Below are 11,646 nucleotides of genomic sequence, written 5' to 3'. Positions count from 1 at the left end.
TGAAGGAGCTTATCTCCGGCGATGAGGGACGTACGACGCCGAATTTGAGCGCACTGCTGGGTATGCCCGCGGCGGTTACGGAACTCGACGTACTCGATGTAGAGCTCGATTTTCAAATCGCGGATTTCGTTTCTCCCGCTGCACAGTCCTAGACGAACGAATTCACGGGAGTGCTTGCCTTGCCTTACCTTACCTTGCCTTGCCTTGTCTGCCAACCCGCTCGTTATGCCTCAACCGCCCGTCGGTTCAGGTCCCGTTTCCGATCACGATCTTCCTCGATCTGCCGCTCCACGGAGAGCAGGGCATCCTTGAGCACCTCAAGGAAGTCCCAGCGTGATTTCTGCATCTTCGTCTCCTCCACCTCGTCTTCGCTCTTCCACTTGGTGGTTTTGAGCGGTTTCGGCTCGGCCTGAGCAAAGTACTGCTTTTCCGGCGTCTTCACGTGCGCGTTTATCCGATAAAACGGCACACCGCCGCGGTCACGCTCCTTCTTAATCACGATCTTGATCCAGTGCACACGAGGCGAGAATCGCGCGATCTTCCGTACTTCGGTCTCGATGATGCGCTCCGCAAGGTCTTTATACTCCTCGTCCAGGGTGCCCTCGAGCTCAACCTCCACCATCGCCGCCTCCTCGCGCAGCATGCGGAGGTAGCGCATGATGTCCGGAATGGTAATGATCCCGCGAGGCACGTGATCCTTTACGATCGGTACGCCCCGAATGTCATGCTGCAGCAGTAGTTTCGCAACGTCCGCGAGATTCGCATCGATATCCGCCGTAATCACCGGCGCATTCATGATGACCGTAACCGGCTGCTCCATCCGGGTGATCTTCTCACCCTTGACCTCGCCTATGGTCATGCGATTCTTGGGCTTGTAAATCTTCTTCACAATGTCCATACCGGTAACGATGCCCACTAAATTCTGCAGCTCATCCACCACGAGCACGCGCCCGATATTGTTCTTGGTCATGATGCTGCGCGCTTTCCCGATGCTATCGGTCTTCTGCACGCAGATCGGATCACGAGTCATAATCCGGCGCACCTCAGCATCTTTCAGGAGACGAGAATCCGCGCCCCGCGCCATGAAGTCATATTCCGTAACAATGCCCGCAAGTACACCACTGTCGTCGATCACAGGTGCCGCGCGCTGACCGCAGTCGATGAGCTCTATTATAGCATCAATGATCGGCGTCGTGTGGTGGATGGTGTAGGGCTTGAACATAAACTCATCGACATGCCAGTCGGAATGGGATGCAAACAGCAGATCCTGAATGCTCACCAGATAGAGCGCATCGCTCCCCCGGACCACCAGGGTGTGAAACCTGTTCTTCTCCATTATCCCGATCGCCGTGCCGACCGTTGTATCTGGCGTGATCGTCACGACCTCCTTCGTGCTTATCCCGAGTACCGGTTCATCAAACATCTCTCTTTCCTCTCCTCTCCTCTTTTCTCCTCGTTCGTGCAGACTTAGAGACTGAAAGCCTATTACCGTGGATTAATTTAAACTTACCGATTTATAAATCACCCCGAACACCCGTTTCAACGGTCTAAACGTTCGTGCAGCAGCTCCAAGCAGGAGCACGGCGTATAGCGCTACGGACTCCATTCGGGTCACGAAGCGAGCACGAGCCGGGAGATCTCTTCAGCCGGGAGGTTGTTCTCCTTGCCGACCGCGATCGTGCAGAGATTTTGGATCTCCAGCTCCTTGAGGTACAGGAACCCGATGATCGTGCCGATGTCAATGGGGTAGCCCTTCAAGGTCTTTCGTACCACGGTGGCGAAATGGCGCCAGAGCGCGTCCTCGAAGGGAATGAGCGTCTTTTCCATATCGCAGAGCGGCAATACGCGGGTCAATACGTCGGTGTAGGGCGAATCGGGCATCGCACGGATAGCCGCACCGGTGTTCTCTGCCATTATCACCTCGTTCAGCGCGTCCGCACCGAAATCCACGAGATACGCGTAGGGCAGCACGTAGCTCCTGATCTTGCCCGGTGGTATCCCCTCCGCCTTGCAGCGGAGCAAGGTCATGATATTCGTCAGATCCAGCTCAGTACCCACGATCTTCCGCACAATCTCCTGGTCAGCACGGCCTAACTCCTCCGTTTGCGCCCAGATCGCACCGCAGATCTCCTCGTCAAGCGCGCGCTCGAGTACAAGGAGCTGTCCCGTCGTTTCATACTCCGGGTACGCGTTAGCCAACACCTCGCGATAGGGGCTCTCCGTGTGGCTTATCAGACCGGCGAGCGAGTCCACCCCCTTCAACGTGCTCATGCGGCGTTTGAAGACGTCTTCAATGGGGAATATGAGCGTCTCGATCCCGGCCGATGTCCGTGTATCGGTCGCCTTTGTGCGTATGAGTGCCTTGAGGTTCTTCACCTCCAGGCGTCTGAGGATGACGTAAAAGATATCACGGATCGAGCCTTTCGTTGACCTGAGCACCATTACGTACTGGCTGACGAGCTCAGCCTTTAACGCCTCTTCGATCCGTCGTGCGTCGAGCGTGGTCACCCCCGCTCGGGTTAACTGCTCCTTGTATGCGGTATCCATCAGTAACGGCAGAAAATCGCTCGGCCGAGCTTCAATCAGCTCGCGTATTTTACCTTCCGCTATGATGTCACCTACACGTGCCCTTATTCGCGCATACACATTCGCGTAGTTCGATACACCCATTGCCTGCCTCGTTCTCCTAATGAATGAATGGTCGTGGAGATGGGGCTGCGGAGATTTGAACTCCGGTTACCAGCTCCCCGAGCTGGAAGGATAACCTGGCTACCCTACAGCCCCCTACCAGTCCAACTACCGTATGCCTGCCGCGACCTTGCTTACATTCTCTTTATCAGTCTAGCTATTAAAATGCGTACTTTTTTGTGGTAAGATGCGCTTTGGTCTATGTACTGCCCGTTCTGGCAGTGGCGCACGCGAGGAGCAATGGACGAAGAGAGTCAACTGAACGGATTACGACCCGTGAAGGGCGTTCGAATTGGCGCCCACACGAGCATTGACGAGCTCATGACGGGGCTGCGATCCTCAGCTTTCGGTGCTGGCAGATTGGCAAAGGCCGTGGATATTTTCACCGAGATGCAGACCGAGGAGACGACGAAGTTCATGGGCGTTGCCGGTGCACTGGTCCCTGCGGGCATGCGTACGATACTCGCCGAGCTGATACGTGACCGATACGTGGACGTCGTCGTAACGACCGGTGCAAATCTCGTGCATGATATTATAGAAGCGCTGGGCGAGCACCACTATCTCATCGGGAGCACGAGTACAGGCGCTTACGGCGATAGAGACGACGCCTGGCTCAGGACACAGGGCATTGATCGGATTTACGATGTGCTCGTGCACGATGAGGCGTTTGCGCGGCTCGAAGCGTTTTTACACGGCGTCTTCGAGCACATGAGCGGTCGGCGGTACAGTATTCGCGAATTTATCACGGTAATCGGTGAGCATCTTTCGGATCCCGATTCGATCCTGCGGTCTGCAGTGGAGTGTAATGTGCCCGTGTTCTGCCCGGCGATTGCTGATTCCATGATCGGGCTCCACGCCTGGCTCTACAAGCAAATGGGCTCGCTCGAGGTCGATGCTTTTGATGACCTGAAGGAGTTGGTCGAGCTCTTCTCCGTGGCACCACGCGCGGGCGCGCTCATTCTTGGCGGCGGCGTGCCCAAGAATTTCATCTTCCAGGCGGCGCTGGTCGCACCGCGGCCGGCGGGTAAAGACGGGCTCGATTACGCCATTCAAATTACAACCAGCACACCGGAAGATGGGAGCCTGAGCGGTGCGACCCTGGAGGAGGCGAAATCGTGGGGTAAAGTCAGCGAGCACGCGAAGACCGTGACCCTTTACGGTGACGCCACCGTAGCGCTACCGCTCATCGTCGCTGCGGTCCGTGGCCGGCTGAATAGATAAAGCGACCCGGTGAGTGCTTCTTTCGTCCGTTGCGGAGCCACTGCTCTCCTCCGGTGAGCTGGGGCAGCACCTGCCGGTAACCCACCGGTGTAATCGCAAATATTTTATGCATCTCTGTATATCTCTTCTATGAAGCAGGCTTATGGATCGCGCCGGCGCAGTAGTGCTCTTCTTCTCGGTGCTCGGGATTGTGATACTCTATGGCGTATCCTTACTCATGGTGCCGCAAACGGTGCCACTTGACGAGGTCGCGCGCTACGAAGGCGCTAGCGTCCGTACACGTGGTGTCGTTACGGACGTGAGCGTAACGGAACAGGGCTATGTGCAGTTGAGACTGGCGGCAAATCAGACGTCACTGCTCCTCTTCGTTATCCCTTCGGATCAGTCGGGGATCGTCCGTGATCTGAGTTACGGCGACGAGGTTGTGGCTGAGGGCCGCGTCCAGGTTTATCGCGGTGAATACGAGCTCGTTACCGCTGAGCATGCGATCGCGAAAGTGAACACGAGCGCGAACCGGATACTGTTCGTTCCACAGCTCGCTCGCGAGCCTGAGCGGTTCGAAGGGACGCGGATACGCCTTGCTGGCACGGTCGAGGATCTTTACACGTCCGTTCTGTATATTGCCGACGGAACGGGTACCTATCGACTGCGTGCGAAGCCCGTGAGCGGAGCACTCGGTATCTCGGAGCTTCAGGAGGGCGATACGATCGTGGCAGAGGGCGTGCTTTTCTACGATTCCACGGCGTTGCGATATGAATTGAATCTGATCGCGGTTGAGCCGCTCTCGTGATCGCGTTACTCACCGCTCGACTAGAACCCACTTGTCCGTCGCTTCCCAGACGCGTACGGAATGAAGCGAAACGCCCAAGGTCGAGCCGGAGAAGCGCTGTTCCAATTCAGACTGCAAGAAGAGCGCGATATTCTCACTCGTCGGATACCGCAGCACCTCGTTGAGATACGTGTGATCAACCAGAGCGAGCACATCGGCGATGACAGCCTTCAATTCCGCAAAATCGGCCACACAACCGGTCTCTTCATGCTGCTCGCCTTCCACAACGATATCCACACGGTACGTGTGCCCGTGAAGCTGTTTGCATTTTCCCGGATGCAGGGCGAGCGAATGCGCCGCGTCAAAATGGGTGGTGATCCCGAGTTTCATCGTCATTCTGCTCACACGCGTTCACCGAGAAGTGTTTACTTACCTCTTGCACCCGCGGATATTTAAATATGAGTTGCTCCTTGATAGTATACAGAGCAATGGCATGGGGCAAGAACACGCGAGGCAAAAAGATCAGGCTCGCGAAGGCGAATCGGCAGAATAGGCGGGTTCCCGCATGGATCATGGTGCGGACGAATCGGCACGTGACCACGCACCCGAAACGGCGACACTGGCGACGCACAAAACTCAAGGTGTAGTGTAAACGTAAACACGGTCTGTAAAGTAAAGTAACGTAAAGTAATTAAGGGAGTAAGCACGAACGAAGATGGGCGAAGAGAAAGGGAAGGGCACTGGTGAGCGGATCTATACCATACCGCTCCGGTCGGTGAAGAAGACGCCGCGGTGGAAGCGGAGCACCCGAGCAATAAGCGTGATTCGTGATTTCCTGCAGCACCATACCAAATCAGATATCGTCCTTTTGGATTCATCAATAAATGAGAAGGTGTGGGAACGGGGTTCGCAGAAGCCACCGTCAAGAATTCGCGTGAAGGTAACGGAAGAAGAGGACGTTGTCAAGGCTGAGCTGGTTGAATAAGGTTTTTTGATTGATGAAGCGGCGAGGCGAGCAGGAGATAAGAAGGCTTTTTACGATCGAAGGCACCTCGTTTATTGGCGTCGTTGCCCTCTGCACCGAGTCCCTCGTCCTTGTACCGCGTTTCGTGCCTCAGCGGCTTGTGAGCGAGCTGGAGCGCGCGCTGGGTGTCCCGGCGGTGCGAACACTCGTTGCGGAGACCTCACTGGTCGGCTGTCTGGTCGCGGGGAACTCACAGGGCCTGGTCTTCTCACCATACGCACTGGACAGTGAGCTCGAGCACATCGAGGCGGCGGCACGTGCTGCGGGCGTGCACGTGCAGCTGAGCAAACTGCCTGAAGCGGAAGTGCTGAGTGCTGCGGGCAATATCATATTGGCAAACGATTCCGTGGCGCTCGTGCATCCCGAGCTACGGGAGGAGACGCGGGAGCTCATTCACGCCACGCTCGGCGTGCAGGTGCATACGGGCACGATCGGCGGCGTGAAGACGGTTGGCATGGCTGCAGTAGCGACGAACAAGGGCGTTCTGGCGCATCGGAACGCTACGTATGAAGAATTAGAGTTCCTGGAGCATATCTTTGAGCTGCCCGTAGGTATCGGGAGTGTGAATTTCGGTATTCCGCTCATTGGCGCGGCACTGCTCGCGAACTCCCGGGGCTATGCCGTGGGTGATGAGACTTCAGGCGCGGAACTGGGCCGAATCGTGGACACACTCGGGTTTGAAGAGCCGAACGAGGCTGCTGATTCTGCATGGTGAACCGATGCCGTGCCACGCCCCCAGGTTTAGCCGGTGAAAAATGACCGTGAACAGAACAATTAACATCATCATCCCATTCGATCGGTATGAGCAGTTCGTCGTAGTGGCGTGTGGCGGTATTCTCGACCCAGATGCCCGTCTCGAGGATCGCCTTCTTGCCCCGCAGCCGCGAGATATAGCCAAATACCGCGCTCGATAAGTTTTATCTTCTCTGGCCGCTGAGCTGAAAATGGGAGATGTTCGTCGAGAAGTTGCAGGGTGGCCTGAATCTCAGTGTTTGCGCACGCCGGATAGCGGCAATCTACGAGACGTACCTTCAGGAAGGTCAGACAATCCAGCCACACTTCCATCCGGACGCGGAGGAACTCTACTACCTCCTGTCTGGTAACGGTGTCATGCATATAGGGGACGAACAGCGCGAAGTAGCAGCTGGCGATGTGATTTATATACCGCCGGAAACGATCCACTTCCTGCACAACAGCTCATCAGCGCCCATTCGATTTATCACCCTGATGGTCAGAGTAACCAGGGCGGAATCTATGCCCTATATCCTGTAGCGCTCGTCGGACGAATGAGACGGTCCGGCGATGGCGTTCGTGATGCTTCCTCTCCCGGTTGGCGGTAACCACCAGAGCAGTGACGTCTTGGACGGCGCAATCGTCATCCGTAGTCGGCGACCCGTCAACGAACGATTACTGAAAGCTTTGGAACTCGCTTGTCGCTCGCGTTACCCGGATAGCAGCACCCTACAAGCCCCGCATTATTTATTCGTCCTCTAGCGAGTGCAGGCCAATTCACGGAACGTGAACCTTTATGGCGGGCTCTCTCCCGTCGAAATGGTCCCCTCAGCGTGCGATGCGGTATCTCGCCGAAGTTGTAGCTCGTCTGCTTATTCTCGAGGTGGGGAAAGACTCTTATCTTTTAACCACCAATAGCATACCAGGAGGTGAGACGAAAGAAATGCTGTTCATCACCTGCGTGAAGATCAATCCTGGTATGACAGAAGAAGCGAGGAAATTCGGTGACCAGCTGCTCAAAGAGCCACCGAAGGGCGTGAAGTTCTTACAGGTGTATCACACGCTCGGCCGGTATGACGCAATCTGGATCTACGAAGCTGAGGATTCGAATGTGATCATTGATTTCCTTCACAAAAGCCGGAACGTATCAACAACAGAAACGTGGGTTGCCTTTGAAAGGAAGTAGTGGTGTGGGTTGGTAGACCGTTCCAACTCCCTTTCTTTTTTTCCTGTCTCGTCAGTCGTACCTTATTGAAATAGCAGAGTTACCGGTGGCTTCGGCTTCATACGATCGGCACAGCAAGCAGAAGTAAAACAAAACCACTATTAAGCGTGCAAAAGATAGAGAAGCACGATCAAGCGGGAATAAAAACGGACAGGCAGACGACTGACTGTCCGTGAAAAGGCAATGTTCGTTCTTATAACTGCGGTCCACGACAGCACGAGTTGCAGAGAGCTCTCCGTATTTTATTTCGCTTTCTCAGCAGCTTTTGCTATCCAGATGGTAACAATAACAGCGATGATAGTGACGACCACGGCGTAGACGAGCAAGGCAGGTACGGTCTCGGCGGTGCCGAAAATCTCTTTAAAGATCGCGAGTATCGCGCCATTCCACGCAAGCGCAGCGACCAGGCCGAATGCAGCGGTCAGGAGTGCTGCCATCTTGTCAATCACCTCAGCGTTAAGTGCCATTTCTTTTCCTCACCTCCTTGTCTAGTCCATCGGCGTTCTGGGTATTTAAAGCTTGTGGCGACCCGGGGCGGTAACGTTCCTGGGTGCCCGAGCAGAATCAGCGCGGAAATTATGCCGCAGGGGTGTAAAATACAGCTGGTGAGTTTAGATCACCAGCCCCAACAACCTGACGGCCCCGTGAAGCGAACGAAAGCGAAAGGTTTAAAATAGGGCAGCACCAAATGCCAGATCAGGAGGTGATACAAGTGGATACACAAAAACGGCTACGACTACTGGCCACCATCGCGATCACGGTATGCTTACTGCCCCTTTTTCCCCTGGCGGCTGCAGTCGAACCGGGGAACCTTATCTTAGAGCATACTGAGCTTTGGCTGGTGGAGCAAGGCCAGGTGGCGGATATCTGTGCCACGGACCTCGACGGTGATGGCACGGTTGAGATCGTCACAATCGGTAGCTTGCCGGACTCAGCAGAGCTACGGATCAGTCACTGGAACGGTGCAACCTACACGCTCCTCACGGAGGTGGCGTGGCAGGAGGGAACGAGCCGAACGCTTGGCCGCGCGGTACACTGCGCTGATGTTGACGGAGACGGTGTTGTGGAGATCCTTTCCGTTACGTATGTGCCTGATTTAGAAGACTCCGAGTTGCGGATATGGCACTGGGACAGCGCAACCAACGCCTTAGTGCTTCAAGAGAAATTCGGCTTGTTCGAGGATCCACCACCAGGTTGGACAACCGAGCATATATACGACCTCGCGGCGGGGGATGTCGATAGTGATGGCGAAGTCGAAATCGTTCTCGCGGGATCGGCGTATACGGATTCCACTTACGGGATAATTCGCATTTTAACCTGGGATGGATCAGCAGTAACGGAAGAGCATAGTGAGACGTGGGGCACCAGTGGCACCACGGCATTTGGTGTGGCCCTCGGTGATGTTGATGGGGACAGTGTCATTGAGATCGTGACGGCTGGAGATACGGCCGATTATATTGATCTACGGGTCTGGCGTTGGGATGGAGCAGCGATGACCCTCGAAGCAGGAGCCCACTGGAAGACGATGGAGTCGAGCAGCGCGGTGGGGTTAGCGATCGGCGATCTGGATGGTGATGGGTTACTCGAACTGGTCACTGCAGGCAGAGCGATAGGTTCAATGCTCGAATTGGACGACCCTTTCTTTGGGCTCATCACGGTGTGGGATTGGGACGGAGTGGAATTCGACCTGGAGGCGTATGAAGCGTGGCAAAGCGCGCGAGGTAACGTGGAGTTCTTTGCTGCCGCCGCTGAGGACGTGGATCTGGATGGAGTGAAGGATGCTATAGCTGTGGGAGCGGTCCATGAAACGCCCGGTGCGAACGTCTTGCGAGTCTATTCCTGGGACGGCCTGGTGCTGCAGAACAAGTACAGCGAGGAGTGGATAGGACCGGAGATGATGGACAGCTTCGCCTACACCACGTATTCCCGCGATGTGGATGGTGATGGTATCGTGGAGATCCTCACGGGGGGGGCGTGGAGTTGGCCCGGATCGGTTTGATCACGGCGAAGTTGATATCTGGGGCTTCACCGTGGAGCCTCAGGTTGAGCGTCTGCCCGCGTTCACACCCGCCGGCCTCATCGCACTCGTCAGCCTGCTAGCGGCAATCGCTGCTGTTGCAATTGTACGGAAGAGGCGAAAATAAGCCTCTTTCACTTTTTATTTTTTGCCTTATCCTTGCCGGAATTGCGGCCTTATGAGGTCGTGAACGAACAGCAACGGCCAGGCGATACGGCTGCAGTGAGCCGAGCTTGCTTAAGGTCTGTTTCTGGTTTTTAAGGCATAATATAGTGCTATAGTGCTTGCAACTACACCGGAGCTTATAGTGGCATCCCGATCCCTCGGCAGGTCCGCTTCTCCCGCGCCTTTTCCGCTCCGCCGGCCGCAGGGCATGCACGCGAAGAACCATTTCCTTCCCTTGTCATTGATCTGCCGGTTCAGACGGTTCTGACGTGTGATTCATCCTAACTGCTCATGAGCTGAGCGTGCACAAACCGAACGGCTTTTCCGTGGCTTGAATCTCACGACCGATAACCGCACGGTCAGGTGGACCGCTGCTGACTCCGAAGACGTTCCGATAACGACCATCCATCCACCCACCCACCATCAACGCGCTGAGCTGCGGTGCACCGTGAAGCATGAACCTGATCTTATCCGCGAGGTAATACATACATACCAAGTAGTGAAAGATCGTACGGGCTAGAAAAAATGAACAGGAGAATAGTTCCCGGTATGGCGGGTGGTATAGTGGGGCTTGCAGTGCTTGCAGTACTTGCCGTGCTTCTCGTAGCAGCAGTACCCGATAACACGGTGTACCTATTCCCGCAGCATAGCACGGCACCATTTCGTGATACGATAGAAGTGCAACTATGGGCAAATACTACGGATACCTTTGGTGCTGGTCAGATAAACCTCACGTATATCCCTGGCTGCGCTCAGGTCACACAGGTGGCGTACGGCCCCTCGTGGCAGGGCACGTGGGATACACGGTTTGATGGTCGAGAATGGCTGGTCTTCCTCAGGCCGCTGGGGCAGCCGACGGTGAGTGGCACGGTACTGATCGGCACGCTCACCATTCAGTGCTGCACTGCGAGTGGCTGTGTAACGCCATTGTCCTTCTCGCCGCCGAGCAAGTTGAACGATCCGTCGGTCGGCGATCTCGCCGTAACGTGGACTGGCGGAACAGTTACCTGTCCAACACCAGCTCTCCTCCCGGTCTTCGATACGGGTGAAGGTAACTACCCGAGTATCGCCGGCAGGCACAAAGGCACTATCCAACCAAACGAAACAATCACCGTACAGTCGTTATACACGTATAACTGCGCCGGTACCGGTGGGCATACCGCCTATGCTGCCATCTCCTCTGCAAACGGGACAGCAGAAGCGCAATGGAACGGCTATACCGGCGACTGGCACACCATCACCTTTGACCGCCCATTCACCCTCCACGCGCAAGAAACCTACAACTATACCCTCGTCACCGGCTCGTACCCGCAGATCGTCCATTCACCATCTCACACCGCAACCGGTGGGGTTATCACCTGTGAGGAGTTCGTGGACCGTAACGGCCAGCGGCACGAGGGGTGGATACCGGCGATCAGGCTACAGTGAGCACGCGCAAATAGATCGTGGTTGAGCTAGCAAAAAGTACTGTAGATACGCGCAGATACCGAAGTCAAATTGCCAGATAACTGCACAGATTCGAACCTAACACACGCACCCCGGGTAATATCGCTATGATATTCCCTAATAGATCATCAACATTATTATGTACTGGCAATATTTCTTTTCGCTACCATTAAATAATCCCTTCACCTTTAGTAAGCAACTAAAAAAGTATTTGTTTAGTTCCCCCTTCCTATAAGCTTTCTGGAGCTTTTCGATACCCATAAAATGCCCCCCCCCCCTCTCTTTTCCCACAAAACTGGAGTGGAAAAGAAGCTTATTTAAATACAACGTTTTTATACACCTTTGAGGGGTGACGGTTT

General features: G+C 55.2%; 15 protein-coding genes and 1 tRNA gene. 10 read left to right on the top strand and 6 right to left on the bottom strand.

What is annotated here, in order from left to right; all coding sequences use genetic code 11:
- Positions 1–152 (top strand): tRNA pseudouridine(54/55) synthase Pus10 (locus tag ENN68_01140; GenBank protein HDS44699.1); only part of this gene is annotated, 152 nt, incomplete at its 5' end.
- 71 nt (positions 153–223) lie between these two features.
- Here the strand turns inward: ENN68_01140 and ENN68_01135 are convergent.
- The 3 genes from ENN68_01135 to ENN68_01125 all read right to left on the bottom strand — a co-directional run bounded on the left by ENN68_01135 (position 224) and on the right by ENN68_01125 (position 2,784).
- A complete protein-coding gene (locus ENN68_01135) occupies positions 224–1,423 on the bottom strand; it encodes a CBS domain-containing protein (protein ID HDS44698.1) in 1,200 nt (399 codons plus the stop codon).
- A 188-nt stretch (positions 1,424–1,611) separates the two neighbouring features.
- A complete protein-coding gene (locus ENN68_01130) occupies positions 1,612–2,670 on the bottom strand; it encodes a hypothetical protein (protein HDS44697.1) in 1,059 nt (352 codons plus the stop codon).
- A 40-nt stretch (positions 2,671–2,710) separates the two neighbouring features.
- A tRNA-Pro gene (locus tag ENN68_01125) sits at positions 2,711–2,784 on the bottom strand.
- Positions 2,785–2,928: 144 nt separating this feature from the next.
- On the opposite strand from ENN68_01125, the gene ENN68_01120 reads away from it, so the two are divergent.
- Both ENN68_01120 and ENN68_01115 read left to right on the top strand, forming a co-directional pair.
- Entirely contained in the window at positions 2,929–3,909 is a 981-nt protein-coding gene (locus ENN68_01120) for a deoxyhypusine synthase (protein HDS44696.1), read from the top strand.
- Between the two features lie 142 nt (positions 3,910–4,051).
- Positions 4,052–4,699, top strand: coding sequence for a hypothetical protein (locus ENN68_01115; protein ID HDS44695.1), 648 nt, complete (start codon positions 4,052–4,054; stop codon positions 4,697–4,699).
- 9 nt (positions 4,700–4,708) lie between these two features.
- Here the strand turns inward: ENN68_01115 and queD are convergent, their stop codons facing one another.
- Complete coding sequence (queD, locus tag ENN68_01110; GenBank protein HDS44694.1) at positions 4,709–5,074, bottom strand: 6-carboxytetrahydropterin synthase QueD; 366 nt, start codon at positions 5,072–5,074, stop codon at positions 4,709–4,711.
- A 92-nt stretch (positions 5,075–5,166) separates the two neighbouring features.
- Between queD and ENN68_01105 the strand changes: the two genes are divergently transcribed.
- The 5 genes from ENN68_01105 (at position 5,167) to ENN68_01085 (ending at position 7,620) form a co-directional block, all read left to right on the top strand.
- Positions 5,167–5,325: a 50S ribosomal protein L39e gene (locus ENN68_01105; protein ID HDS44693.1), complete on the top strand. Its 159-nt coding sequence runs from the start codon at positions 5,167–5,169 to the stop codon at positions 5,323–5,325.
- Between the two features lie 68 nt (positions 5,326–5,393).
- Entirely contained in the window at positions 5,394–5,663 is a 270-nt protein-coding gene (locus tag ENN68_01100; protein ID HDS44692.1) for a 50S ribosomal protein L31e, read from the top strand.
- 13 nt (positions 5,664–5,676) lie between these two features.
- Complete coding sequence (locus ENN68_01095; GenBank protein ID HDS44691.1) at positions 5,677–6,417, top strand: translation initiation factor IF-6; 741 nt, start codon at positions 5,677–5,679, stop codon at positions 6,415–6,417.
- Between the two features lie 236 nt (positions 6,418–6,653).
- Entirely contained in the window at positions 6,654–6,974 is a 321-nt protein-coding gene (locus ENN68_01090) for a cupin domain-containing protein (GenBank protein HDS44690.1), read from the top strand.
- A 256-nt stretch (positions 6,975–7,230) separates the two neighbouring features.
- Positions 7,231–7,620 carry a hypothetical protein gene (locus ENN68_01085; protein HDS44689.1) on the top strand — a complete coding sequence of 130 codons (390 nt, stop codon included), beginning with the start codon at positions 7,231–7,233 and terminating at the stop codon, positions 7,618–7,620.
- Between the two features lie 281 nt (positions 7,621–7,901).
- Here ENN68_01085 and ENN68_01080 read toward each other — a convergent pair whose 3' ends face one another.
- Positions 7,902–8,126, bottom strand: coding sequence for a hypothetical protein (locus ENN68_01080; GenBank protein HDS44688.1), 225 nt, complete (start codon positions 8,124–8,126; stop codon positions 7,902–7,904).
- Positions 8,127–8,347: 221 nt separating this feature from the next.
- On the opposite strand from ENN68_01080, the gene ENN68_01075 reads away from it, so the two are divergent.
- The gene (locus ENN68_01075; GenBank protein ID HDS44687.1) at positions 8,348–9,658 is read left to right on the top strand and encodes a VCBS repeat-containing protein; all 1,311 of its coding nucleotides are present in this window, start codon (positions 8,348–8,350) and stop codon (positions 9,656–9,658) included.
- A 472-nt stretch (positions 9,659–10,130) separates the two neighbouring features.
- Here the strand turns inward: ENN68_01075 and ENN68_01070 are convergent, their stop codons facing one another.
- Complete coding sequence (locus ENN68_01070; protein HDS44686.1) at positions 10,131–10,328, bottom strand: hypothetical protein; 198 nt, start codon at positions 10,326–10,328, stop codon at positions 10,131–10,133.
- A gap of 62 nt (positions 10,329–10,390) precedes the next feature.
- Here ENN68_01070 and ENN68_01065 point away from each other — a divergent pair, with 62 nt between their 5' ends.
- Positions 10,391–11,269 carry a hypothetical protein gene (locus ENN68_01065; protein ID HDS44685.1) on the top strand — a complete coding sequence of 293 codons (879 nt, stop codon included), beginning with the start codon at positions 10,391–10,393 and terminating at the stop codon, positions 11,267–11,269.
- Positions 11,270–11,646 lie beyond the last annotated feature (377 nt).

Source organism: Methanomicrobia archaeon (genome assembly GCA_011049045.1).
Classification (GTDB): domain Archaea; phylum Halobacteriota; class Syntropharchaeia; order Alkanophagales; family Methanospirareceae; genus JACGMN01.
The sequence above is the reverse complement of the archived record's forward strand: the minus strand, read 5'-3'. Positions and strand labels throughout refer to the sequence as shown.

Bases quoted from the DNA above. Each gene is read 5' to 3' on its own strand.
- ENN68_01135 (HDS44698.1), bottom strand. From the start codon at position 1,423: ATGTTTGATGAACCGGTACTCGGGATAAGCACGAAGGAGGTCGTGACG.
- ENN68_01130 (HDS44697.1), bottom strand. From the start codon at position 2,670: ATGGGTGTATCGAACTACGCGAATGTGTATGCGCGAATAAGGGCACGT.
- ENN68_01120 (HDS44696.1), top strand. From the start codon at position 2,929: ATGGACGAAGAGAGTCAACTGAACGGATTACGACCCGTGAAGGGCGTT.
- ENN68_01115 (HDS44695.1), top strand. From the start codon at position 4,052: ATGGATCGCGCCGGCGCAGTAGTGCTCTTCTTCTCGGTGCTCGGGATT.
- queD (HDS44694.1), bottom strand. From the start codon at position 5,074: ATGACGATGAAACTCGGGATCACCACCCATTTTGACGCGGCGCATTCG.
- ENN68_01105 (HDS44693.1), top strand. From the start codon at position 5,167: ATGGCATGGGGCAAGAACACGCGAGGCAAAAAGATCAGGCTCGCGAAG.
- ENN68_01100 (HDS44692.1), top strand. From the start codon at position 5,394: ATGGGCGAAGAGAAAGGGAAGGGCACTGGTGAGCGGATCTATACCATA.
- ENN68_01095 (HDS44691.1), top strand. From the start codon at position 5,677: ATGAAGCGGCGAGGCGAGCAGGAGATAAGAAGGCTTTTTACGATCGAA.
- ENN68_01090 (HDS44690.1), top strand. From the start codon at position 6,654: ATGTTCGTCGAGAAGTTGCAGGGTGGCCTGAATCTCAGTGTTTGCGCA.
- ENN68_01085 (HDS44689.1), top strand. From the start codon at position 7,231: ATGGCGGGCTCTCTCCCGTCGAAATGGTCCCCTCAGCGTGCGATGCGG.
- ENN68_01080 (HDS44688.1), bottom strand. From the start codon at position 8,126: ATGGCACTTAACGCTGAGGTGATTGACAAGATGGCAGCACTCCTGACC.
- ENN68_01075 (HDS44687.1), top strand. From the start codon at position 8,348: ATGCCAGATCAGGAGGTGATACAAGTGGATACACAAAAACGGCTACGA.
- ENN68_01070 (HDS44686.1), bottom strand. From the start codon at position 10,328: ATGTATTACCTCGCGGATAAGATCAGGTTCATGCTTCACGGTGCACCG.
- ENN68_01065 (HDS44685.1), top strand. From the start codon at position 10,391: ATGGCGGGTGGTATAGTGGGGCTTGCAGTGCTTGCAGTACTTGCCGTG.